This is a genomic window from Bacteroides sp. OM05-10AA, assembly GCF_003439055.1.
Classification (GTDB): Bacteria; Bacteroidota; Bacteroidia; order Bacteroidales; family Bacteroidaceae; genus Bacteroides; species Bacteroides intestinigallinarum.
This window is the reverse complement of record NZ_QSUR01000003.1, coordinates 1-24,340: the sequence shown is the minus strand read 5'-3', so window position 1 is coordinate 24,340 and position 24,340 is coordinate 1. Positions and strand designations below refer to the sequence as shown.

20 protein-coding genes are annotated in these 24,340 nt (G+C 43.2%); 7 read left to right on the top strand and 13 right to left on the bottom strand.

The window, feature by feature from the left end:
* Positions 1-15: 15 nt before the first annotated feature.
* From DXB58_RS02780 to DXB58_RS02725, 12 genes are all read right to left on the bottom strand, one after another.
* Positions 16-1,365 carry a sigma-54 dependent transcriptional regulator gene (locus tag DXB58_RS02780; RefSeq protein WP_122135845.1) on the bottom strand — a complete coding sequence of 450 codons (1,350 nt, stop codon included), beginning with the start codon at positions 1,363-1,365 and terminating at the stop codon, positions 16-18.
* Between the two features lie 93 nt (positions 1,366-1,458).
* A complete protein-coding gene (locus DXB58_RS02775) occupies positions 1,459-2,937 on the bottom strand; it encodes a TolC family protein (protein WP_122135844.1) in 1,479 nt (492 codons plus the stop codon).
* Between the two features lie 129 nt (positions 2,938-3,066).
* Positions 3,067-5,676 (bottom strand): PAS domain-containing sensor histidine kinase, encoded by a 2,610-nt coding sequence (locus tag DXB58_RS02770; RefSeq protein WP_122135843.1) that lies wholly within the window; start codon positions 5,674-5,676, stop codon positions 3,067-3,069.
* 84 nt (positions 5,677-5,760) lie between these two features.
* Complete coding sequence (locus tag DXB58_RS02765; RefSeq protein ID WP_117933970.1) at positions 5,761-7,014, bottom strand: ABC transporter permease; 1,254 nt, start codon at positions 7,012-7,014, stop codon at positions 5,761-5,763.
* Positions 7,015-7,048: 34 nt separating this feature from the next.
* Positions 7,049-8,338, bottom strand: a complete 1,290-nt coding sequence (locus DXB58_RS02760; protein ID WP_117934145.1) for an ABC transporter permease — start codon at positions 8,336-8,338, stop codon at positions 7,049-7,051.
* A 31-nt stretch (positions 8,339-8,369) separates the two neighbouring features.
* Positions 8,370-9,638, bottom strand: a complete 1,269-nt coding sequence (locus DXB58_RS02755; RefSeq protein WP_122135842.1) for an FtsX-like permease family protein — start codon at positions 9,636-9,638, stop codon at positions 8,370-8,372.
* A 1-nt stretch (position 9,639) separates the two neighbouring features.
* Positions 9,640-10,917, bottom strand: a complete 1,278-nt coding sequence (locus DXB58_RS02750) for an ABC transporter permease (RefSeq protein ID WP_117933974.1) — start codon at positions 10,915-10,917, stop codon at positions 9,640-9,642.
* 56 nt (positions 10,918-10,973) lie between these two features.
* Positions 10,974-11,600 (bottom strand): GIN domain-containing protein, encoded by a 627-nt coding sequence (locus DXB58_RS02745; RefSeq protein WP_122135841.1) that lies wholly within the window; start codon positions 11,598-11,600, stop codon positions 10,974-10,976.
* Between the two features lie 67 nt (positions 11,601-11,667).
* A complete protein-coding gene (locus DXB58_RS02740) occupies positions 11,668-12,333 on the bottom strand; it encodes an ABC transporter ATP-binding protein (RefSeq protein ID WP_008999908.1) in 666 nt (221 codons plus the stop codon).
* Between the two features lie 17 nt (positions 12,334-12,350).
* The gene (locus DXB58_RS02735) at positions 12,351-13,598 is read right to left on the bottom strand and encodes an efflux RND transporter periplasmic adaptor subunit (RefSeq protein ID WP_122135840.1); all 1,248 of its coding nucleotides are present in this window, start codon (positions 13,596-13,598) and stop codon (positions 12,351-12,353) included.
* Between the two features lie 181 nt (positions 13,599-13,779).
* Entirely contained in the window at positions 13,780-15,156 is a 1,377-nt protein-coding gene (locus DXB58_RS02730) for an NAD(P)/FAD-dependent oxidoreductase (protein ID WP_008999907.1), read from the bottom strand.
* A 196-nt stretch (positions 15,157-15,352) separates the two neighbouring features.
* Positions 15,353-16,258, bottom strand: coding sequence for a glucosaminidase domain-containing protein (locus DXB58_RS02725; protein WP_122135839.1), 906 nt, complete (start codon positions 16,256-16,258; stop codon positions 15,353-15,355).
* Positions 16,259-16,368: 110 nt separating this feature from the next.
* On the opposite strand from DXB58_RS02725, the gene cdd reads away from it, so the two are divergent.
* The 7 genes from cdd (at position 16,369) to DXB58_RS02690 (ending at position 24,033) form a co-directional block, all read left to right on the top strand.
* Positions 16,369-16,851 (top strand): cytidine deaminase, encoded by a 483-nt coding sequence (gene cdd / locus DXB58_RS02720; RefSeq protein WP_004300713.1) that lies wholly within the window; start codon positions 16,369-16,371, stop codon positions 16,849-16,851.
* A gap of 2 nt (positions 16,852-16,853) precedes the next feature.
* Complete coding sequence (locus DXB58_RS02715) at positions 16,854-17,693, top strand: AraC family transcriptional regulator (protein ID WP_004300715.1); 840 nt, start codon at positions 16,854-16,856, stop codon at positions 17,691-17,693.
* Positions 17,694-17,781: 88 nt separating this feature from the next.
* Positions 17,782-18,363 carry a DUF417 family protein gene (locus DXB58_RS02710; RefSeq protein ID WP_122135838.1) on the top strand — a complete coding sequence of 194 codons (582 nt, stop codon included), beginning with the start codon at positions 17,782-17,784 and terminating at the stop codon, positions 18,361-18,363.
* Between the two features lie 100 nt (positions 18,364-18,463).
* On the top strand, positions 18,464-19,837 hold the full coding sequence (locus DXB58_RS02705; RefSeq protein ID WP_122135837.1) for an FAD-dependent oxidoreductase: 1,374 nt from the start codon (positions 18,464-18,466) through the stop codon (positions 19,835-19,837).
* 417 nt (positions 19,838-20,254) lie between these two features.
* The gene (locus tag DXB58_RS02700) at positions 20,255-21,955 is read left to right on the top strand and encodes an ABC-F family ATP-binding cassette domain-containing protein (RefSeq protein WP_122135836.1); all 1,701 of its coding nucleotides are present in this window, start codon (positions 20,255-20,257) and stop codon (positions 21,953-21,955) included.
* Between the two features lie 47 nt (positions 21,956-22,002).
* On the top strand, positions 22,003-22,839 hold the full coding sequence (gene nudC, locus DXB58_RS02695; protein ID WP_255421130.1) for an NAD(+) diphosphatase: 837 nt from the start codon (positions 22,003-22,005) through the stop codon (positions 22,837-22,839).
* Positions 22,840-22,857: 18 nt separating this feature from the next.
* Positions 22,858-24,033 (top strand): DUF418 domain-containing protein, encoded by a 1,176-nt coding sequence (locus DXB58_RS02690; protein ID WP_122135834.1) that lies wholly within the window; start codon positions 22,858-22,860, stop codon positions 24,031-24,033.
* Positions 24,034-24,109: 76 nt separating this feature from the next.
* On the opposite strand, the gene DXB58_RS28085 is transcribed toward DXB58_RS02690, so the two are convergent.
* A partial coding sequence (locus DXB58_RS28085; protein ID WP_233527222.1) for a hypothetical protein occupies positions 24,110-24,340 on the bottom strand: 231 nt, incomplete at its 5' end.

The window sequence follows — 24,340 nt, the reverse complement described above, 5'->3', positions numbered from 1 at the left end:
ATTAACGGTTTGTTTTTATACTGTAATATTATATTTTTCGAGGCGTCGGTAAAGGGCGGCACGACTGATGCCTAATGCCGTAGCTACCTGGCTAAGGTTTCCTTTGCAGCGTTCCAAAGCCTGAAGAATGGTCTGACGTTCTATTTCGTCTAAAGTCATGCCTGCGAGTGCTGCACCTTCGGCTACTCTTGCATCATCGTGGCGGATGTACTGGGCGTCAAAATCGGAAGCATCGAGAAGCGGTTTACCACTTACCAAAATGGTGCGTTCCACCAGATTCTTCAATTCACGGATATTCCCCGGATAAGGTAAACGGCTCAAGAATTGCAGGGCATCGGCAGAAAACTCCGTACGGGGCAATCCATTGGTTACAGCCTGGCGGTCGGCAAAATGACGTGCCAGCAAAGGAATATCTTCACGACGTTCGCGCAAAGCCGGCAGTTTCACCGTTATCAGATTGATACGATAGAACAGGTCTTCACGGAAAGTACGTTCGCCCACCATCTTACGCAAATCGGCATTAGTGGCTGATACCACCCGGATATCTGTCTTACGGGGACGGCTGTCACCGAGCACTTCAAATGTTTGATCCTGCAATACGCGTAATAACTTCACCTGACACGAAGGATCGAGATCACCGATCTCATCCAGAAAAATCGTTCCTTTGTTTGCCATCTCGAAACGTCCGATACGATCTGCGGAAGCATCGGTAAAAGCTCCTTTCTTATGCCCGAACATTTCACTTTCAAACAAGCTTTGGGAAATCCCTCCGAGGTTCACTTTCACAAAAGGATATTTGGCACGCTGACTGTTGATATGAATGGCTTCGGCTATCAGCTCTTTACCTGTTCCGCTTTCTCCTGTTATCAGTACAGAAGCATTGGTCTTTGCTATGCGGGCAATCGTGTTCAACACATCCATTAATCCCTGGCTACGCCCGATAATGTGGCTGCGGTCGAAAGACTCGCTCTGTTCCTGGGTTGTCTCCTGTGAAGTGGCGGAAAGTTCGAGTGCTGTTTCGATGCGTTGCAACAAGGCGGCATTATTCCATGGCTTCGTAATGAAGTCAAAGGCTCCTGCCTGCATTCCTTGCACGGCAAGTTGGATACTTCCCCAAGCGGTCATTAAGATCACTGGCACTTCGGGACGGAATATTTTTACTTGTTTGAGCAGGGTTAAACCTTCCTCACCCGTTGTGGAAAGAGTGAAGTTCATATCCATCAGAATCAAATCCGGTGCTACGGAACGTACTACTTCCATTGCTTCCCGTGGACCGGGAACGGTCTGTGCTTCGTAGCCTGCTCGCTTCAACATGAAGCTAAGCGAAGAACGCACTGCGCTGTCGTCGTCAATTATCAGAATCATAGTTTATGTTTCTTTTTAATCAAAGGTATTGTTTTACTGCTATGACTGTACAAAGCTACAAAAAAATAGCAACCGACATCACTCTTCTCTTTTTTATTGCCGGATAATTTCATCAAAATCAGCTTCAAGTTCGGAGTTCGAACGAAAATCCCATAGCGTCAGACTGCGAATCTGATAATAGTAATACCAATAATAATAGAGTTCGGAAATATGTTTCTGTCTTGCCTCATCTTTAGAGTTCTGCGCATCATTCAGATCTAAGGTATTAATTTTGCCTATCAGGAAAGTTTCAATACTGGTCTTATAACGCTGCTGTGCAATTGCATCGGCTTCCTTCGCTATGTCCAACTGCTGCGCCTGATTATTGAAATGTTCCACCAACAAAAAGATATCCTGGTTGAAGTTGATCTGTTCCTGGCGGATCTTTGAAAGCACCACATCCCGGTTGCTCTTGGCTACCCGGACTTTTCCACGACGTTTTCCCCAATCGAGAATCGGAATCTTAACACCTACCTGAACAATCTGATTATCCTGCAAGTTACGGTAAACGGCAGGGAAGTTCCGGTTCTCGCCAGTATATCCGACGCTTGCAAACAAATCGACGCTACGCAGGTTTCCGCGGGCGGTGGCTACTTCATAATCGGCTTCCAACTGGCGACGACGGATATTCTGTGCAAACGAGTTACGTTCCAATGCCTTATTTAAAACCAGATTGTACTCCATCTTCGGACGATCCACCGCTTCGGGGAGAACAGGACTTAAGATTTCATCCTCTCCCACTCCTAGAAAAGCACGGAGCTGGAACATCTTGGCATTGAGATCACTCTCCGCCTCCGTTAACGCAGCTTTCGCATTCAAGGCGGAAAGTTTGAGCTGTAAGAGTTCATTCTCGGAAATCTGTCCCATTTTACGTTTGGCAAGAGCCACTTCATAAAGGTGATCGGCATTTGTCAGGTTCTGCTTGGCTGTGCCGAGATTTTCTCTTGCCAGCAAGAGATTGAAGTAGTAAGTGATGGCACGCATTGTCACTTCTTCGGTAGCGGTGATAAAAGCTGCTTTTGCTTCGGCATAACGCACCGGTTCGATGCGCCTGTTCCATTTTATATTATTCACTCCAAAGATGGGTTGCGTGAGTTGCAAGGTGACAGGGACGGACATAAAGTGACGGTCACCTCCGGCTCCCAATTGTTTGATATAGTCGAGTGAAGAGGTCAACGAAAGTTTACCACCGGTGAGCCAGATATTCTGATCGATGGAAAGATCGCCTGTCAGTCCTAAGGTGTTGTTACGGACGAAGCCGTAAGAGCCGTCCGAATTTTGATAAGAACTATATGATTTATTATAATTGGGCAGAGTTCCGGTCAGATTGACTTCCGGCAGCAGGTCGGCACGAAAAGTGCGATATTCCCAATAGGCCGTTTTCAACTCGTTTAAAGCAACGGCAGCATCCACAGATTGAGCACGTGCCATCGCAATGGCTTCATTCAAGGTTATCTCCCTTTCTTTCTGTGCCGACAATACCAATGGCAGACAAGCGGCAACAAGAACAAACAATATACTTTTCTTTTTCATTATGCACAGTATTTTCCTCCGACAAAGGATCAAACGATGTGCCAAAAAAGTAATGTTTTTATTTTCAACAGATTACAGAATAAGAAAAGTGTTCATTTTCGGACACTATGCCCAGAAATGAACGTTCGATCATTCGCAGTAGTTAGGAAGGCGCACAGTGAACCGGGTCCCTTTACCTACTTCGGAAGTGACGGAAATAACGCCATTCAGCCGTTCGATAATGGTTTGGCAAATACTTAATCCCAAACCTGCTCCTTGTGTGAAGTTATCGACTTTATAGAATCGTTCGAATATATGGCGGATACCTTCTTCCGAAATACCTACTCCGGTATCCTCTACAAAGATACGGGTGTATCCGGGATCTTCATCGTCTTCATAGCCGAAAGTGATGAAACCGCTACTCGTAAATTTGGCAGCGTTATTAATCAGATTATTCACCACTTGCTGCAAACGAACGTTGTCCGTTGTCAGGTATTTCTTATCGCTTTCGGGCATACGTAACATCAGTTCTACTCCCGGAGGCATATTCAGTCGTTGAGAATCGTGGACGGTCTTTAACAACAAAGACAGGTTATGTTCTGCAAACATAAATTCCATGGTTCCCGATTCGATACGTGACAAATCAAGAATATCATTAATTAAAGCCAACAACAGGCCGCAATTCTTATTGATCGTTCCAATAAACTGGGCGATTTCTTCTCCCGTAAAGCCACTCGTATCGCTTAACAAATCGGAGAAACCTACGATTGCATTCAACGGAGTCCGAATCTCATGACTCATGTTTGCAAGGAAGGCCGATTTCAGTTTGTCGGCTTGGAGAGCTTTATCACGGGCCTCTCTCATCTCTTGCTCGGCAGTCTTATATCGTTGGATACTCTGACAAACGCCTAGTATATTGTACAATGAGTCTTGTGTCAGTCCTGTGATTACAGAAGAACGGTATTCCCACCATTCATACTCTCCGTTGACATTTCGCTGACGGAAGTTCAGGCGGGTATTGGAATCTTCTCCTGTCAATGCCCTGTCAAACAATGGTCTTATTTCTTTCAAATCTTCAGGATGGATGGTACGATCCATTTCATCACGGGAAATCGTAGTAACCGTTTCATCATATCCAAGACGTTTCAGGAAACCTTGCGGGAAAATGAAACAGTTGGTTTCCATATCAAACTGCCACGGATAGATGGAGCTTTCGTCTACTGCCATATCAAAGAAACGCTTCTGCATTTCTTCATTCGAAATATTCCGTGCGGAAAGTGCCATACCGGTAATCGTATCCTTTGAACGGATCGGGACTATTTCCCCCGACACCGGGAAGTATTTATCACTATGCACTTCTTTCATGAAAGCTCCCTGGGGTATCTTCACACTTTCTCCTTTAGCAGCTACCTGCTTCAGCATAGAATGAAGAATATCCTGACCGTTATAATATATCTTGAAGATGCTGCCTGCCATCATTCCTTCATAAAAACGGCCCCCTGACTCATACGGCAAATGCAGCATTTGCAATAAAGAGCGGTTTGTGAAATGAATGTGCAAATCGGTATCATACGTTATCACACCATCACGGATGGAATGAAATACATTATCAAACTCATTACGCTGTTCCACAAGTTTATTCTGCACGAGCAGACGGGTCTGTGCCTGAATCCGTCGTTTGGACTCACGCCGGTTGGCACGCATCAACCACACGATAGAAGCTATCAGCAACGCCAGGATAGACGGATAGAGCAGTATAAAAAGGTATTTATATTTCTCCCAATACGGTTCGTTGACGATGGTTCCGCTAGAGGATACTTTATCAGGGTCAATATGAAAATAATCCAACTGTTTATAGTCATAGATGAATCCCTGCGTGATTTCTGTCACTCCTATCTCTTGAGGGGACGTACCTTTTAATACTAAAGCAGCCCTTTGGGCCGCCGATAACGCTGAAGTATAACTGTCTGAATCGTATGCGCAGAATACGCCATTGGTGAGCCCCACATTCTGACTCGAAAATACGGGAGCTTTTGAGTTTTTGCCAACGAATGAAAGGAAAGGCGACCATTTAGGAGCCACTACCAGACGTTCGTAGCTGTTACGAGGGTAACAAATAGCGGAAATGATGTGACTCGTTGTATGATTTTGGGTATTATAGACTTTCATCCTATAATCCGGATTGTCTTTTTGAAAGATTTTCCACTCTTCTTCAAAATCTTCAAGGCCTTTGTTACTCAAAAAGCTGTTATCTATCACACATACCACTTCTTTCTGCCGGGGAAATATCTTTTGCGCCTGACGCAATATGACATCAAAATCCGGATTGGCAGTGAACCCGCAAACATTGGGATGAGTAGCAATCAGCTCCATATCGGGATACTTAATGCCGAAAAACACGACCGGTATCTGCAAAGGCAACGAATCTCCACAGGCAAAAAGAGTATAGAAAGCTTCATCACTTGCTGTTATAATCAAATCGGTCTGCCTGTCACGGGCACGCTGACAAAAACGACGCATAATTACTTTCTCGGAGTTGAATGCCCAAAAATCGGCATCAAGATACTCCGTTGTTATATTCACCTTCAGGCCACTCTCTTTAAATCCTTTGACCAACCCCTGATTAAGATCGCTATGCCAAGGAGTTTGTGAGGTGTATGACTGTATAAACAGGATATTGTATGTACGTTCCGCTGCTGCCGCCTGAATAAGAACAGCAAAAAACAGAACGATAAGCAAACAATAGTAGCGTCGATTCATATAATTAAAGCCTGCGGTGTTTTCAATATTATGCCGACAAAGATACGTTAATTATATTGAAAACAAACAGATAGCCCAAGTTTTTTATTCTTCGCGCAACGCCTCGGCAGGGTGTATGCGAATTGCCTGACGAGCAGGGAACCAAATGCCTATGAGAATCATTAAAGTCATCAAGAAATAGGTAATGGCAAATGTGATAAGAAAACGTACCACTCCCCATTCCAAATACCCTTCCGTCAAATCCAGGTAGCCGATATTATAGCATAGCACAGCAGCAGGCAAAGCGGCCAGCGTCAACAGTAATAATCCTTCTTTATTCAGCCGTTGCCAAAGCTGCATCCGGCTGGACCCAACTGCTATACGAAGTGCCGATTCAGCACGACGGTGTTGTGTACGGAACCAGAATGTGCCAACAATACCCAACAGGATATTGAGCAGTAAGAATCCCATCATCCAGAAACGTACCTGTACCTGATTGTAACTCCCTTGCTGGAAATCATTGCGTATATCTTCGTAATCATGCACTTTCAGAATGAATAGGTTACCGACACTCAACTGACTGGCGGATAATTTCATCAAACGTTCCGGAAAGTCTGTGGAAGTTCCCGGTTTCACCCGCAAACAAACTTCCACATTGGAAGGATAAAACTCATCATCAAGTTCGGCCATTTCTTTTTCTGTAATGGCAACAGCTACATACCGGTCGCTATAATTAGCCCAGAAATCATTGTAACGCACTTTTGCCGATACACCTCCTATCTTGTACACTTCTGTAGAATCATCCACACTTACCAGATTCTTACCCAGTAGTGTACGGTCTCCTTTATAATCAGGCCGCCAGAAGTTTTCACCCACTACGACATTACCATTCTTCAAAGCCTGTACCAATGGTTCATATCCACGTCCATCGGCACTCTGATAACGGAATACCTGAAAGAAGTCAGGAGTCATCGCACGGTTCAGCGGATTACTAACCAGTGTGTCAAGGCGCACCATCATGCCGGAATTACTACCAATATAGGGACGTGCATTATTGGATATGGAAACAGCTTCCACCTCCGGCAACCGACGGAGACGATTGGCTAATTCGGTGATATCCTGTCCCAGCGTGGTATTCTTTTGTTCTTTCGAAAGATACGAATCGCTCTTGTTGTTTTTCAGACTAAGTTCCAGATAGTAAGTATCAGTTATATCAAATCCTACCGGTTCGTAATATGTACGAGCCGTCACATACGTCCAGTCGACCACATACCACAGGACCACAAAAACAATTAATAGCTCCGACCATAACCATCCGTTTGACCGGCGTTCATTCCATATTTGTTTTAATAGTTGCATTTTCTTCAGAATTAATAAGTTGAATGTGATTGGATTATCTTTCGTTTATGGCATCCACAATATTGGTGCGGGTTACTTTCCATGCCGGAATAGCCGCACTTAGCAGATTGAGCAGGAAGCAGGCAAGGAATGCCAACAGGAAGACGACAGGATCGAATAATAAGTCGATACACATAGTCTGCAAATCTTCCACGCCATTGGATACGAAATCTACAGAGAACAGCATTCCTCCCAAAAGGAAAGCGGCAACATAACTTAATACCAGTCCGAGAATACCTCCGAAGAGAGAATAAAGCATATTTTCGGAAAGCACTTGCATCATGAGTTCCCGTCTGGGTGCGCCAAAGGCTTTTCGCACGCCTATTTCAGAGATACGCTTACGCATACGTGACAAGGTTAGCCCGGACAAATTGACGGCAGGGACAAGTAATAAAACAAGCAGCGTCAAGATATATTGCCGGACGGCTTCTTTCACAGCTGGAGGATTATTGGCGGAATAACGTTGTGCAGCTACAAAATAGGTGTCGGGTTGTCCACGATAAAGCAGGTCAAAGTTGGGATGCCCGGCCATGAAAATGGCTCTTAGTCGATCTGCCTCCTGGTGAATCGCCGGAAAATCTTCTTTTGATTTAGCCAGAATATAGACAGCAGTCATTCCCATGATATTTTCATCCCCCCAAGTGCTTGTGAAAGCATTTGTCGAACTTAAAGGAATCCAAACCTGTGCATAAGCATAATTTGCTAATTTGGACACCGGGTGCACTACTCCACAAATAACATAAGCTGAATGATTCAGAAGAAAAGTTTTCCCAACCACTTCTGATGTGCCGAACAAACGGCGTGCCATGTCTTCGGAGATGACGGCTTTTGCCGCACCCGCATCAAAATCGGCATTATCATACGGTTTACCGGATATAAAATCAAACTCGAACACTTTCCAGAAAGCATCGTCTGTTTGCAACACACTACAACTTTCCATTTCACCAGCCGGTTTGGCTGCCAGCATTGTTTCCCGGAAAGAACTGGTGATAGAAACAACTTCAGGGGTTGTCATTTCTTTAAAACAGGCTTTCGCTGTATTGTATCCGATAGGGCCGTTACTCTGCCAGTTCACATTGGCTTTGTTCTGAAGTCCGGCATACCGGAAAATGAGCATCCGGTCACGATGGGTCTCCGGTGCAAAAGGAGCGATTGTTGCACGTAAAGTGATGACAATTACCATAATCATAGCAATAGCCAAAGCTGTACCTATAATGGAAATAGAAGAAAGCAGTTTATTTTCCCTCAACAGATGGAATGCTTGTTTAAAGTAGAGTTTTATCATTATCATTTCAGTATAAAGTTCAGTATATTTCTTACTCATCTCTTAGTGCTTCGGCCGGTTGCACTTTCATTGATTGCAGAGCCGGATACAACACGCCAAGAATAATCATTATCGCCATCAAGAGATATGTCAGTAAAATGGCTATCAGGAAACGGGGTACTGTAAATGCCATTTGTGATATATCCACCAGTTCAGTATATCCAATATTGAATGCAATCAATACGGCAGGAAGAGCTGACATGCTTAACAGTAACAAACCTTCCGTAATCAAACGATAGAATATGTTTTTCCGGTTAGCTCCCATCGCCATGCGTAAAGCAACTTCTCCCCGGCGTTGCTGGGTACGGAACCAGAAAGTGCCGATCACTCCCAGAAAGATATTCAACAACAGGAAAAAGAGAATACAGAACTGGGTACGCAATTCATTATCATTGTCTATCTCACTGGCTGTCCGGACTTTGCTTAATGGAGTGACATCAAGTATATAAATATTCCCTACCTGATAGATACGGTCGGCATCATTCATAAGACGTTCCACAAAGCCATCGTCTACACCTTCGCGAACACGCAGGCTTAATTCGAGATAGGCTACGTTTTCGACTGTTTCCATTTGTTCGTCAGAAAGGTAAGTGCCGATATAGGTTCCGGTAAAAGGTTTTCCGGCAATGTTATAATGATCGTAGCGAACGGGCTCCGTTAAAGCTGCAATACGAAGGTTGGTATCACTCATGCGAACTTCTTTACCCAAAAGGTCTTTTCCGTGGAAAGTGGCATCCGGATAATAGTCTGCAACATCGACAGGAACGATTATTGTATTTTTCTCCAGAGCTTTCACCAGACTTTCATGACCGGAACCATCGATATTCCGGAAACGAAACACCTTATAATATTCAGGAGTCGTCCAACGATCCATCGTACTTATCCAAACCGTGTCGTTATCCGGGAAACGGAAACTCGCTCCACTGCACCCTTCATTGTATGGAATACTGTTTTGAGAGATACAAACAGATTCAACTTCCGGATGACGGGACAAATGTCCGGCTATTTCCCTTAAAGCAGTCATATCATCTTTAACAGTCAGATCCGGATTGAAATCGGTAGACTTATCGGTAAGACGGTTCATACGTAATACATACGTATTTTCTATATTAAAGCCCATTGGCTGATAATAGATATGCAAAGTGACATAAACCAAATCAACGATATACCACAATACGACAAACACCAACAATAGCTCAATCCATAGAAAAGCATTGCTCCGGCGCTCATTATATATTTGTTTCAATAACTGTTTCATCATTTTATCTTTGGTTTATTGCATCTACAATGTTCATTCTCGACACTCTCCAAGCCGGAATTCCGGCACTTAATAGATTTAATAACAGGCAGAAACAGAATGCAACGAGGAACGTCAACGGACTGAACAACATATCAGTAGAGAGAGAAGTTTCCCCGGCAAGACCTGCATTCTCACTGTTACCAAAAAGGAATGAGTTTAACAGGAAAGTAGCTGAATAGCTCAATATCAGTCCCAGTACTCCCGCAAGCAGTGTCAATATCAGATTCTCCCAGAATACCTGTCGCAACAATTCGTTGGCAGTAGCACCGAATGCTTTCCGGACACCGATTTCCGTCATACGCTTCCGCATACGGGATAAAGTCATACTACTTAGGTTGATAGCTGGAACCAAGAGGAGAATCACAATGATAAGAATGAATCGTCTGACAATGTGTTTCATATCCAGGTCTGTCCCCCAATGGCGGTAAAGGTAGGCAAATTGAGTATCCGGCTGACCACGATAAATCAATTCCATATCCTTCAGCTTACTATTGTAGACCTGACGATATTTTTCGACTTCAGCACGAATAGCCGGAAAATCGTCAGACGAACGTGCAAGGATGACCGCCCGCATAGGCCCCATCAGATTTTCTCTCCACGAGAAAGAAGCCAAATCTGTCGATGTATAGGGAATCCAGACCTGTGCATAAGAAGCTGTCGCCAACTTTGATACGTCTTTCACTACTCCTGTAATGGTATAATCCGCTTTATTTAATTGGATGGTACGCCCTACCACGTCAGTTGTACCGAACAGGCGGCGTGCCACACTGGCAGAAACCACTGCCTTGGACAGCCCACTCTCAAAATCGGCTTTCGTATATGGTTTGCCACACAAGAATTCAAAGCAAAAGACTTGCCAGAACGCTTCATCCGTTTCCATTTCATCTACACTCATCCTGCCCCCTCCGGGAAGAGAAGCACGCATCTTATTATTAACGGAAGTAATGGTAACCGCTTCAGGTATTGTCAACGTCTTAAAGCATTCACGGGCAGTCGTGACGGACATCTGGCTGCTGGCAGCATTATTGTGTTGCTCTTTATGCCGGGACGTCATTGCCTTGACATACAATGATCGTGAACGGTTAACTTCCGGCACGCAGTCTTTTATCCGTATCTGCAATGTCAGCACGATCACCATTATCATGCAAATAGCCAAAGCTGTACCTACCATACAGACAATACTAATAAGCCGGTTCTCCTTCAACTGGTAAAGAGCTTGCTTTATGTATTGCTTCCACATCTTCTTATTCTTTTTTTGATTTGATTCTACAGGAGTTCACAGAAGAATGTTCTACATTAGAAATTCCAACCTTTCTTTGTTACATCTTTACATTTCAGGTTTTTGGAGTTGATTTTACCAACGCCATCCCGCTTAAAGAAAGCTGCATCCGCTTTACCGGATACGGTGATATTTCCTACTCCATCCACTTTAGCCTTGATAGTGCTGCAATCAACATTCAGCTTCATATTGCCTACTCCGTCAACATCTAGTTTCAACTCATCGCAATAAAGACTTTTCACGTTGCAGTTGCCTACTCCATCAAGTTCGAAAGCTATATTTTTAAGTTTTAGTTCTCCTTTTGCATCGAAGTTTCCTACTCCGTCTATTTTCACTTTACTCAAATCAGGAGCAGTGATATAGAAAGTCAGATTCTTGACATTCTTGGCATTTTTATCTTTATAAGAGATAACCAGAGTTCCATTTTTCACTGTCACCCTTGTTTTCTCTACAAATTCAGAAGGACCTTCCAGACGGCAGGAGCATCCTGCCGATTGAGTAAAGATAATATTCCCGACAGATTGCAGGTTTATGGCAGAAAACTCGTCCACATTATAATCTTTACTCACATTTTGTGCCGATAGCGAACAGAAAGCAACACTTAACAGGACAGCTATCGCAACGATGAAAATATTCTTTGTCATGGTGATTTTTAATTTAGAGATACATTAATCTATTTTTCCATTTAGTTCTAATTGTGAAAGGTCGTTTCTATTGTACCTGGCGTCCATCGAAGAAACGAATAGTGCGCGAAGTCTGCTTCGCTTGTTCTTCATTATGGGTGACCATCACGATGGTACGTCCGTCTTCCTTATTCAACCGGTGAAGCAGTTCCATTACTTCAGCTCCCATCTTTGAATCCAGGTTACCGGTCGGTTCATCGGCAAGGATGATTTCGGGATTACCGATAATAGCACGGGCAATGGCTACACGCTGACACTGACCACCGGAAAGTTGCGTAGGAAAATGATTCATGCGATGACTCAACCCAACCTTCTCCAATACTTCTTGTGCCAACCGTTTTCGTTCACTGCCAGCCATGCGTCGATAAAGCAAAGGAAGTTCTACATTATCCATCACATTCAACGAATTAATCAAATGAAAAGACTGAAATACAAAACCGAGCGTTTTATTACGAAAAACCGCCAGTTCCTTGTCTTTCATTCCTTCGGTACGTATTCCGTTGATTTCCACCATTCCCATTGTAGGTGCATCAAGCAATCCCATTATGTTCAGCAGGGTGGATTTTCCGCATCCGGAAGGTCCCATTATACTTAGAAATTCTCCACGTTCTACCGTCAGATTCACATTCTCCAATGCTACCGTTTCAATCTCGTCCGTACGATAAATCTTAGAAAGAGAGTTCAATGTTATCATAACTTCTAGTATTTAGTTTATTTAATTTTCAACTTATTCTTGTTCTTATAAGCACTCATATCGCTTACTACTACTTTATCACCCGGCTGCAATCCGCTCAACACTTCTACATATTCAAAATTAGAATCACCTAACTGTATTTTACGTTTTACCAGTTCATTATCAGAGTTGCAGACAAAAAGTTCATATTCACCGCGTCCCACATAGAAAGAGCCATTGGCTACGCGCATTACATCTTCCTTCACAGCATTCATCACATAAACATCAGTCTTTAGTCCGGAACGTAAGCGGCGGTGATTATCCTCTTTCAGTTGAACGGTAAATGATATCACACCATTCTTGGATAGTGGTGTAACACTGCTAACTGTCCCTTCCAGTTTGTCACTCCCTATCTTAACAATTGCTTTTCCTCCGGCTGCTACACGGTCACCGTACGTATCCGCAATCTCACCTTCCACTTTAAAATGGCTCAAATCAGAAATGATAGCCACCTGTCCGCCTTCGGAAATCTGTGCACCGATCTGGTTATTAATATAGGTAAGAATAGCTTTACGCGGAGAACGGATTTGTGCATCATCCAACGTACGTTTCTTTTCGGAAAGGCTCTTGCGGAAGATATTAAAGTCAAGCTCCTGAACTTTCAGTTCGGCAGCAGCTACTTCCTTCTCATTTTTATATTGTTGCTGAAGTTGTTCGTACTCTAATTGAGCCACATTATAGCTCAATTCAGCCTGGCGTACCTTATCCGTTGTTCCTGCACCGAGACTGTCCAAATAGTGCTCATTTCTCAGCTCTACTTTCATCCGGCTCAATTTCATTGCCGAAACTTTAATCTGCATTGCCATATCGGAAAGCTTTGTCTGATTATTGACGCGAAGCTGATCGAGCTTATACTGACGCATTTGTTCCTCGTCCAGCAACTTCTTATATTCAATTTCCGTACTCTGAAGGTCCAGTTTCAGAATCGGAGTACCTACGTCTACGCTATCTCCCCCTTTTTTATAGACTTCAATAATACGACTGTTGATCGGAGAATTGATAATTTCTTCAAAAGCAGGGACAACCTTACCGGAAGCACTGACACTTACCTCAATCACCCCTTTATCGACTGTGGAAAAGACAAGATCCTTTGCCTCCACTCCTGCCCTTAACACAGATATAAGTACACCGATGGCAATCATACTTGCCACTCCAATGGATGAATAACGAATTATCTTCTTATTACGTTCTTTTTGACGTACCTCTTTAGGAATTTCTCTGTCCATATCCGATCATTTACTATTTTATGATGTATCAATTCGGTACTTCATATACCAAATCTGTGCCAAAATCGTAAATGGTTGATAAATAGAAGATAACAAAAAACAAAGGGTGTCCGATATCGGACACCCTGTACGAATTTACCGTTCAGAATAGAATCTATCATCCTGCCAGCAGGAAACCTGTCTATTTGGATGATGACGTAGTAGAGGGGTTCTTTTCCTCTTGTATCAGTTCTTTCCCCCAATGGGTAGTCTCCTCCACCTTTTCACGATCACGAATCTCTTTTGCTTTACGGGCATAGACAATCATACGCATAGACTGATCGTAAGTGAAATAATTCCATACCCAATTCAAGAGTACAATGACCTTATTACGCACCCCAAGAATAGAGCGCAGATGAACAACCAGCCACATCACCCAGGCAAACCATCCCTGCATTTTTACTTTACTAAACTCTGCCACGGCACGATTACGACCTACAGTCGCCATCGAACCCAGATTACGGTAATGGAAAGGTTTCATCTCCCGTCCTTTCTCCATACGTATCAGATTCTTTGCCAGCAATTCTCCTTGCTGGATAGCCACTTGTGCCAATTGAGGATGTCCGTTCGGGTAATCTTCATCAGCAACCTGAATACATTGGTCACCAATAGCAAACACATTACTCATTCCCTCTACACGATTGAACGAATCGACCTTAATACGTCCACCACGTCCTATCAACGAAGGATCCATGTTGCCGATAGTCACTCCGGTAACACCGCTCACCCAAATAAAAGTACGCGTAGCAATCTCCGTACCATCTTCAAGTACCACTTTATGGTCACGATAATCCACAACACGTTTATTCAACAGGATATTTACCCCCATTTCACGAAGAAACTGTTCAGCATGAGCGGAAGAATCTTCCGACATTCCGGCAAGCAGTCGCGGCCCGGCTTCAATCAGATATATATGCATCAAGCTACTCGGCATATCAGGATAATCTTTTGGCAGGACAAATTTCTTCATTTCGGAAAGTATTCCGGCTACCTCTATTCCGGTTGCTCCACCTCCTACAATGACGATATTCATCAACTCTTGTTGTTCCTGTTTGGTTGAGCAAGTTAAGGCACGTTCCAGATTGGCAAGAAGAGCATTTCTCAATCCCATTGCTTCCGAAACATTTTTCATCGGCATGGCTTCTTCTTCAATATGTTTATTACCGAAAAAGTTGGTTGTAGTTCCTGCGGCCAACACCAGATAGTCATATTCTGCTTTTCCGATGGAAGTCTGTATCATATTCTTTTCCGGGAAAATGGCACGTACTTCCGCCATACGGAAATAGAAATCTTTCCGGCGCTGGAATATTTTACGAAAGGGGAAAGAGATGGAAGTCGGTTCCATACCGGCCGAAGCCACCTGATAAATCAAAGGGGGAAACTGATGATAGTTGTTCTTATCTATCAATACGACTTGAAAACCTGACTTTTTCAGCTTGTTAGCCAATTTTAAGCCACCGAAACCACCGCCTACTATAACGACACGTTTCTTATTACTTTTTGCAATGTTAAGACTCATATTCTAATCATGTTTTATCAAGAATAATAACACATGAATGAGTCATTAAGTTTTCGAAATCCGGAACTATTATGAAGAAAGAAACCGGATTCGTTCATCGGTGGCGAGACACCCGTTCCCCGGTGCCAAAGGATATCCTCCCCGGTGCCGGAGAGGATGTTCATCGGTGCCGAACAAAAGAACGTTCTACGAGTCTCTACCGCAGGCGCAATCTATCTCCGATTTCAGGGACATATTCACCATCTTTACGATTCATCTTATACAGATTCTTAAGGCGAATACCATATTTTTGAGAGATACCATGCATGGAATCTCCATCTTTTACAATATATACGGTATAAGGTTTGGAAGCCTTTTTCTTCTTGCTCTTCAGGTAGATAATATCTCCCTCTACTAACGTATAATCACGCTGCAGGTCGTTGTATTTCACAAGTTTCTTCCAACTAATATCGAATTCGTTGCCTAAGTCTTTAAAAGTATCACCGTTGCGGGCTACAACATAGGCTATATCATTAGCAATATATACCTGATGCGGACTCATCAACCAAGGATTCTTTTTCAGTTTCCGTTCCGAGTATACACCTTTACGGTCATATTTATACAGATCATAATCTTCGATAATCGTAATCAGACGGTTAGCATAGGATGGATCGGTGGCATATCCGGCTTTTTTCAGTCCGCGGGCCCATCCTTTATAGTCGGTGATATCCAGTTTGAAAAGAAAGGCGTAACGGGCACCTCTTCTAAGGAAGTCGGAATGATCTTCGTAAGAATCACGAGGATGGCTATAAGCACGGAAACATTCGTTGCGTGCATCATCATCGTGACGAACGGTACGCCCCCGCCAACTACTTCCACACTTAATACCAAAATGATTATTACTCTTTCGTGCCAACTGACTGTATCCGGCACCACTTTCCAGCAATCCTTGCGCCAGTGTGATACTGGCCGGAATTTTATGAAGCTTCATCTGTTCAACAGCCAAATCACTATACTTATTTATATATTCGATGTAACGGGCATTCCGTTTCTGTGCCTGCACTCCTACGGCAAAGAAGAAAACAACGGTTAAAAAGATAAGTCTATACAGTTTATTCTCCATTTTAGTTCAGATGTGGATTAGATGGCACAAAAATCCGAAAAATAATTGGGATTATCAATCTCTTTCCTAACTTTGTAACATTAATTGTAGAAACCAATACCCTAACGTATATGAGAGACCTCACAATTACCGCTATTATTAAAGTATATCAATATGATGAGTTGAATGAGGCCGATCGGGCACTTATGCAGACTGCCATGGAGGCAACAGCTCGTAGTTATTCTCCGTATTCCCATTTCTCCGTAGGTGCCGCTGCGCTATTGGGCAACGGAACTGTTGTGACAGGAACCAATCAGGAGAATGCCGCCTACCCGTCGGGACTTTGTGCGGAACGCACTACCTTATTCTATGCCAATTCTCAATATCCCGACCAGCCGGTTGTCACTCTTGCCATTGCGGCACGAACGGAAAAAGATTTCATCGACCAACCGATTCCTCCCTGCGGCGCTTGCCGACAAGTGATTCTGGAAACGGAAAAGCGTTACAAACAACCCATCCGTATCCTATTATATGGCAAAGAATGTATCTACGAAGTAAAAAGTATAGGCGACCTACTGCCGCTATCATTTGACGCATCAGCAATGGAGGACTAACTATGTTACAACAATATCACACGAAACTAAAAGGAACACTCGCACTTACAGACTCTTATCTGACAGAAAAAGCACTGCAAAAAGAAAAGGGGCTTTATAAATTTATATGGGTACGCAGCGGAAGTATCACGGTAGAAATCGACCATCAGGAAATGATGCTTACCAAGGATGAAGTGATTTCACTCACCCATCTGCAACACCTCGAATTTAAATCGATTGACGGCGAATACCTGACTTTGCTGTTCAACAGTAACTTCTATTGCATTTATGGGAATGACCATGAAGTGTCGTGTAGCGGTTTCCTGTTCAACGGTTCTTCTCACCTGATCCGTTTTACCCTGAATGAAAAAGAACGTAAAGAGCTCGACACCATTACCGAAGCACTGGAAAACGAGTTTACCGTTTCCGACAGCCTGCAGGAGGAAATGCTACGCATCCTGCTGAAACGCTTCATCATTCAATGTACCCGTATTGCACGTCATCGCATGAATATCACCCGCGAAAAAGAATCAGGTTTCGAGATTGTCCGCCAATACTACAACTTGGTTGACGAACATTATCGGACGAAAAAGCAGGTACAGGACTATGCCGATATGCTACACAAATCTCCCAAGACACTATCGAACATCTTTTCAACCTGCAAACTGCCTTCGCCACTCCGGGTAATTCACGAACGGGTGGAAGCGGAAGCCAAACGCCTTTTGCTTTACAGCAACAAAAGTGCTAAAGAGATTGCCGATATTCTTGGATTTGAAGACCAGGCTTCTTTCAGCCGTTTCTTCAAAAATATGACCGGACAGAGCGCCGTACAATTCAGAAATACACAGGAAGGGAAAAATTGATAAGGCATACGGAAGTATTGCTATTTGGGGAGTATGGGGAATGAACGACCTTTGCAACGTTAGATAAACCCATTAAAACCCCAACAAAATGAAAGAGAAATTTATCGCTTTACTGACCTTCACTTCAAGTCTGAAAAGTTTCGGTATTCAATTTATCCGTGTAGCCATTCTGGTAGTATTTGTATGGATAGGCGGATTGAAGTATTTCCATTATGAAGCCGACGGGATTGTTCCGTTTGTAGCCAACAGTCCTTTCATGAGCTTCTTCTACGCTAAAGATGCGCCCGAATACAAAGAACACAAAAATGCAGAGGGTGCTTTCGTCCCGGAAAATCGAGCATGGCACGAAGCAAACCGTACCTATACTTTCTCCTACGGACTGGGAGCTCTCATTATGAGCATCGGCATACTGGTATTTCTAGGCATCTTTTTCCCGAAAGTGGGATTGGCAGGTGACGCCCTTGCCATTATCATGACGCTCGGAACACTTTCTTTTCTCGTCACTACCCCGGAAGTCTGGGTTCCCGACCTGGGAAGCGGAGAGTTCGGCTTCCCGTTACTATCAGGTGCAGGGCGATTGGTGATTAAAGATATTGTGATCTTAGCCAGTGCCGTAGTGTTACTATCCGACTCGTCACAACGAGTACTCAAAGCACTTAAAAAAGACTAATCCCCCCTTTACAGAAAGTGCTGACTTCTTGAGATTGCGGAACAAATCGTATTTTCAGACTGTTATATAGTCTCATACGAATCGTTAATAAAAAGAAGTTATGAAACAATATGATGCAATAATAATAGGATTCGGCAAGGCAGGAAAGACCCTGGCTGCCGAACTTTCCAACCGCGGATGGCAAGTTGCCATCGTGGAACGTTCCAACATGATGTATGGAGGAACCTGCCCTAACGTAGCCTGTATTCCAACCAAAACGCTGGTGCATGAAGCAGAGGTTTCCGCCTTGCTTTACCATGACGATTTTCCCAAACAGGCGAATATGTACAAACAAGCCATCAGTCGAAAGAACCGTCTCACCTCTTTTCTTAGAAATGATAATTACGATAGACTAAACAAACGTCCTAATGTGACTATTTACACCGGGACGGGGTCTTTCGTATCTTCCAATACCATAAAAGTAGCGCTTCCGAAAGGGGACATCGAACTGCAAGGTAAAGAGATATTTATCAATACAGGCTCTACTCCTATCATTCCGGCAATAGACGGCATTCAGCAAAGCCAGCATGTATATACCAGTAGTACGCTTCTGGATTTAAGCGTCCTTCCCCATCACTTGATTATTGTAGGCGGGGGATATATAGGACTGGAATTTGCTTCTATGTATGCCGGATTTGGCAGTAAAGTGACGATACTCGAAGGAGGAAATAAATTTATGCCTCGTGAAGATCGGGATATTGCAAACAGCGTCAAAGAAGTAATGGATAAGAAAGGTATTGAAATCCATTTGAACGCGCGTGCACAGTCTATCCATGACACCAATGATGGAGTGACACTGACTTACTCGGACGTATCCGACGGCACTCCTTATTATGTGGATGGAGATGCCATTCTCATCGCAACGGGACGTAAACCGATGATTGAGGAATTAAACCTGTCAGCAGCAGGCGTAGGAGTTGATGCGCACGGAGCTATCATAGTAAACGATCAGTTACGTACCACCGTTCCCCATGTATGGGCAATGGGAGATGTAAAAGGCGGAGCACAATTCACCTATCTCTCACTGGATGATTTCCGGATTATCCGCGATCAGCTCTTCGGTGACAAGAAGCGTGATATCGGAGACCGTGATCCTGTTCAATATGCAGTGTTTATTGATCCGCCATTAGCACATATCGGAATCAGTGAAGAAGAAGCTCTGAAAAGGGGATATTCATTTAAGGTTTCCCGGTTACCGGCATCTTCCGTTGTCCGTGCCCGTACATTGCGACAGACAGATGGTATGCTAAAAGCCATCATCAATAATCATAACGGGAAGATTATGGGCTGTACACTATTCTGTGCCGATGCTTCAGAAATCATCAATATCGTAGCTATGGCTATGAAAACGGGGCAACCGTCTACATTCTTACGCGATTTTATCTTCACGCATCCCAGCATGAGCGAGGGACTCAATCAATTATTTGACGTATAAGATAAATAGGCTGTTTACTTGCAAAAAACAGAAAAAACAAGGTACTTCGTATCATGATTAGTTGAATACATAACACAGCCTCTAAATAGGACAAACAGAGGCTGTATTTGGAGTAATCAGAGGCTCTGAATGAGATAAACAGAGCCTCTAAATAAATGAATCTTATTCTTTTTCCATCTCCATAGAGTGAAATCTAACAGAAAGTATTATCTTTGCAATCAAGTTAAACTATATACCTACCGCAATGAGAATTAGTAAGTAAGACAACACTTCTAAGTAAACATCACTTTTCTTATGCTTTTTCTATTTTGTTAAGCATCACGAAATCCGTGTTGTTTAGCCAGTATTGTGTTTGTCGTTCCCCTATCCTGTGATTTTCTTTCACTCTATTATCAACCTCAAACCCAATAGATCATCATGTCTATAAGTATTCAACAAATCAGCTATATCCATCCGGATAAAGAAGTATTATTCAGTGATCTCAATTTCGCCATCAGTAAGGGGAAGAAACTGGGATTAGTCGGTAACAATGGTTGCGGTAAATCTACTTTGCTGCAAATTATTGCCGGGCAACTTTCACCCTCTTCCGGTGTCATTGTCCGTCCGGACGATCTGTATTATATCCCGCAACATTTCGGGCAATATGATTCATTGACTATCGCCCAGGCACTCCGGATAGAACGTAAGCAACAAGCCTTACATGCTATCCTGTCAGGAGATGCCTCAAACGAAAATTTCGTCGTCCTGGATGATGACTGGAATATTGAAGAACGCTCCATTGCCGCTCTCGATTTATGGGGGCTAGGACAGTTTACTCTATCCTACCCGATGAATTTGCTTAGCGGTGGTGAAAAGACCCGTGTATTTCTGGCAGGGATGGACATCCATCACCCATCCGTCATACTTATGGATGAACCGACCAATCATCTTGATTCTTCCGGCAGACAACGTTTATATGACTGGGTAGAGAAATGTCGCTCCACGCTGTTAGTGGTGAGTCATGACCGCACTCTGCTTAATCTTCTCCCCGAAATATGCGAACTGGAAAAGCATCAAATCAATTACTATGGAGGAAATTACGAATTCTACAAAGAACAAAAAACGCTGATGCAGGAAGCATTGCAGCAACGTATCGAAGAAAAAGAGAAAGCACTGCGCATTGCCCGCAAAGTGGCACGCGAAACGGCCGAACGCAGGGACAAACAAAATGTGCGCGGAGAAAAGAATAATATAAAAAAGGGAGTTCCTCGTATTGTACTCAACGCGCTTCAAGGAAAATCGGAAAAAAGTACCAGCAAACTTAACAGTGCTCATCAGGAAAAAGCCGAGAAGTTAACAGACGAACGCAACCAGCTTCAAGGTTCGCTCTCCCCAACCGCTACACTAAAAACCGATTTTAATAGTTCCTCGCTCCACACCGGAAAGATATTGGTGACAGCAAAAGAGATTAACTTCGGTTATTATTCCCATTCAATCAACAGTCATATTCAGATGAATAATGAAGCAAATATTGCTGATACAGGTAATCATTCCGGTCCAGACAGTCATGATATTCAGGATAATGGTGACTTCAAACAGCAACTTTGGCAAACACCCATCAGCTTCCAACTAAAGAGTGGAGACCGCCTCCGTATAGAAGGAGCCAACGGCAGTGGGAAAACAACTCTTTTGAAGCTAATCACCGGACAGCTTCAGCCACAGGAAGGAAACCTGACACGAATGGAATTCACCTATGTCTATCTGAATCAGGAATATTCTATCATCGACGACCGGAACAGTATTCTGGAACAGGCTTACGCTTTTAATAACCGGAACCTGCCGGAGCATGAAATAAAGATTATTCTGAACCGTTATTTATTCCCCGCTTCCGAATGGGACAAATCCTGCCGGAAACTTAGCGGTGGCGAGAAAATGCGCCTTGCTTTCTGCTGTCTGATGATTAGCAATAATACTCCCGATATGTTTATTCTGGATGAACCGACCAACAATCTGGATATACAGAGCATTGAAATCATCACTGCTACCATCAAGAACTATACGGGTACTGTAATTGCAATCTCACACGACGATTATTTTATTCAGGAAATCGGTATCGAGCAACGTATTTTATTAAGCTAGCCTATTGATATTTTATCCGGTAAGTCTAAATATCAACCTAGTTTTTTATAACTTCGCAGCGCGAAGAAAAGAATTGGAATAAAATGGATCAGACAACACAATCATGGTGGTTTATCTTTTATAAAGATCAACTGCTTCTTGAGAAAAAAGGGGATGGTAAATATGCCGTCCCATGTGGAGAAAGTTCTCCTATCATTATTAAAGAAAAAACAACAGTACACAATATCACAACACTGGAAGGGAGAAACTGCAAAGCTTTCTCTCTCTCCTCTCCCATTGAAGAATCGGAGCAATGGGCAATGACAGGACTTCGTGCCTCTTACGATTATCTTCCTTTATCTCATTACCAGACTGCAGGAAAAGCGCATGAGATTCTACATTGGGATAGAAACAGCCGTTTCTGTTCCGCCTGTGGCACGCTGATGGAACAGAAAGAGTCTATCATGAAACGTTGCCCCAAATGCGGTCGGGAGGTATATCCTTCCATATCCACAGCGATTCTTGTATTAGTGAGAAAAAAAGACTCACTGCTCTTAGTGCATGCCCGCAATTTTAAAGGAACATTCAACAGTCTCGTTGCCGGTTTCCTGGAAACCGGAGAAACATTAGAAGAATGTGTAGCACGTGAAGTGAAAGAAGAAACCGGACTGGACGTAAAGAATATCACTTATTTTGGTAACCAGCCCTGGCCTTATCCCAGCGGTCTGATGGTTGGCTTTATAGCTGATTATGCCGGAGGGGAAATCACACTCCAAGATGAAGAGTTGAGTTCGGGAGACTTTTACACAAGGGATTATTTGCCCGAACTTCCCAGGAAACTTAGTCTTGCACGAAAGATGATTGATTGGTGGATTGAGCATCCAAATGAACATGTAGCAAACTAATAATCATAAATCAACCCCATGGAATTATCAACAAAAACACCCCGAATTGAAGTAGTAGATGCTCTTAGAGGGTTTGCTGTAATGGCGATCCTCTTAGTACATAACCTGGAACATTTCATTTTCCCTGTTTATCCGGAAAGCTCTCCCGAATGGCTCACCATTTTGGATGCGGGAGTATTGAATGCAACCTTCTCGCTGCTTGCCGGAAAATCTTATGCCATATTCGCTCTGCTTTTTGGATTCACTTTCTTTATCCAGTCGCACAACCAGCAATTAAAAGGAAAAGATTTCGGTTACCGTTTTTTATGGAGAATGGTATTACTTGCAGGATTTGCCACTCTTAATGCCGCTTTCTTTCCCGCAGGAGATGTCCTGTTGCTGTTCGTTGTAGTCAGTCTCGTACTGTTTATCGTACGCAAGTGGAGCGACAAAGCTATTCTAATCACCGCCATCCTGTTTTCATTGCAACCGATTGAATGGTTCCATTACATAATGAGTCTTTTCAATCCTGCCTATACCCTGCCCGATTTGAATGTCGGAGCAATGTATGCTGAAGTAGCAGATTACACCAAAGCCGGAAACTTCTGGGATTTTCTGATAGGCAACATCACTTTGGGACAGAAAGCAAGCCTGTTCTGGGCCATCGGTGCGGGACGCTTTTTGCAAACTGCCGGACTATTCCTGTTTGGCTTGTATATCGGACGCAAAGAATTGTTTGTAGCCACCGAATCTCATCTGAAATTCTGGACGAAAGCGCTCATTATCGCAGCTATCAGTTTTGCACCACTATATTCTTTAAAAGAACAGATCATGCAAAGTGACAGCAGTCTGATTCAGCAAACAGTAGGTACTGCTTTTGATATGTGGCAGAAGTTTGCATTCACGATTGTACTTGTTTCTTCTTTCATGTTGCTTTATCAGAAGGATAAATTCAAGAAAGCCGTATCCAACCTACGATTCTACGGAAAAATGAGTTTGACCAACTATATTTCCCAATCTATTTTAGGAGCTATTATCTATTTCCCATTCGGGCTTTATCTTGCTCCTTACTGTGGATATACTCTTAGCTTGATTATAGGTATCGTTCTTTTCCTGTTACAGGTTAAGTTCTGCAAATGGTGGCTATCTAAACATAAACAAGGCCCATTGGAAACAATATGGCATAAATGGACTTGGATAGGAACCAAGAAATAACAGGAAGAAAAGCAGGCTACGAAATATGCACAACTACAAACGAACAACTTACGAATATGAAACTGAACGTATCACTCTAAAGCATCAACAACACATGTGTATATCCGCAGCCTGCCTGTTGAAATTGAGATGATGCCAATACAACAAGATTCTCGCAAGAAGGATTTGCAAGTGGACTTAAAGAATGCAAAGGAAATGAAAGAACTGTACCAAGTGAGGGAAAATACCCGAAAATAGGCAGAATCAGGGCTATGTACAGAGAAAATCGAGTAGGAGGAAAACGAAGTAGTTTTCTTCCTACTTTCGC

What these genes read in the sequence shown, in the direction of transcription:
- DXB58_RS02780 (WP_122135845.1), bottom strand. Translation starts at nt 1,365, where the DNA reads ATGATTCTGATAATTGACGACGACAGCGCAGTGCGTTCTTCGCTTAGC.
- DXB58_RS02775 (WP_122135844.1), bottom strand. Translation starts at nt 2,937, where the DNA reads ATGAAAAAGAAAAGTATATTGTTTGTTCTTGTTGCCGCTTGTCTGCCA.
- DXB58_RS02770 (WP_122135843.1), bottom strand. Translation starts at nt 5,676, where the DNA reads ATGAATCGACGCTACTATTGTTTGCTTATCGTTCTGTTTTTTGCTGTT.
- DXB58_RS02765 (WP_117933970.1), bottom strand. Translation starts at nt 7,014, where the DNA reads ATGCAACTATTAAAACAAATATGGAATGAACGCCGGTCAAACGGATGG.
- DXB58_RS02760 (WP_117934145.1), bottom strand. Translation starts at nt 8,338, where the DNA reads ATGATAAAACTCTACTTTAAACAAGCATTCCATCTGTTGAGGGAAAAT.
- DXB58_RS02755 (WP_122135842.1), bottom strand. Translation starts at nt 9,638, where the DNA reads ATGATGAAACAGTTATTGAAACAAATATATAATGAGCGCCGGAGCAAT.
- DXB58_RS02750 (WP_117933974.1), bottom strand. Translation starts at nt 10,917, where the DNA reads ATGTGGAAGCAATACATAAAGCAAGCTCTTTACCAGTTGAAGGAGAAC.
- DXB58_RS02745 (WP_122135841.1), bottom strand. Translation starts at nt 11,600, where the DNA reads ATGACAAAGAATATTTTCATCGTTGCGATAGCTGTCCTGTTAAGTGTT.
- DXB58_RS02740 (WP_008999908.1), bottom strand. Translation starts at nt 12,333, where the DNA reads ATGATAACATTGAACTCTCTTTCTAAGATTTATCGTACGGACGAGATT.
- DXB58_RS02735 (WP_122135840.1), bottom strand. Translation starts at nt 13,598, where the DNA reads ATGGACAGAGAAATTCCTAAAGAGGTACGTCAAAAAGAACGTAATAAG.
- DXB58_RS02730 (WP_008999907.1), bottom strand. Translation starts at nt 15,156, where the DNA reads ATGAGTCTTAACATTGCAAAAAGTAATAAGAAACGTGTCGTTATAGTA.
- DXB58_RS02725 (WP_122135839.1), bottom strand. Translation starts at nt 16,258, where the DNA reads ATGGAGAATAAACTGTATAGACTTATCTTTTTAACCGTTGTTTTCTTC.
- cdd (WP_004300713.1), top strand. Translation starts at nt 16,369, where the DNA reads ATGAGAGACCTCACAATTACCGCTATTATTAAAGTATATCAATATGAT.
- DXB58_RS02715 (WP_004300715.1), top strand. Translation starts at nt 16,854, where the DNA reads ATGTTACAACAATATCACACGAAACTAAAAGGAACACTCGCACTTACA.
- DXB58_RS02710 (WP_122135838.1), top strand. Translation starts at nt 17,782, where the DNA reads ATGAAAGAGAAATTTATCGCTTTACTGACCTTCACTTCAAGTCTGAAA.
- DXB58_RS02705 (WP_122135837.1), top strand. Translation starts at nt 18,464, where the DNA reads ATGAAACAATATGATGCAATAATAATAGGATTCGGCAAGGCAGGAAAG.
- DXB58_RS02700 (WP_122135836.1), top strand. Translation starts at nt 20,255, where the DNA reads ATGTCTATAAGTATTCAACAAATCAGCTATATCCATCCGGATAAAGAA.
- DXB58_RS02690 (WP_122135834.1), top strand. Translation starts at nt 22,858, where the DNA reads ATGGAATTATCAACAAAAACACCCCGAATTGAAGTAGTAGATGCTCTT.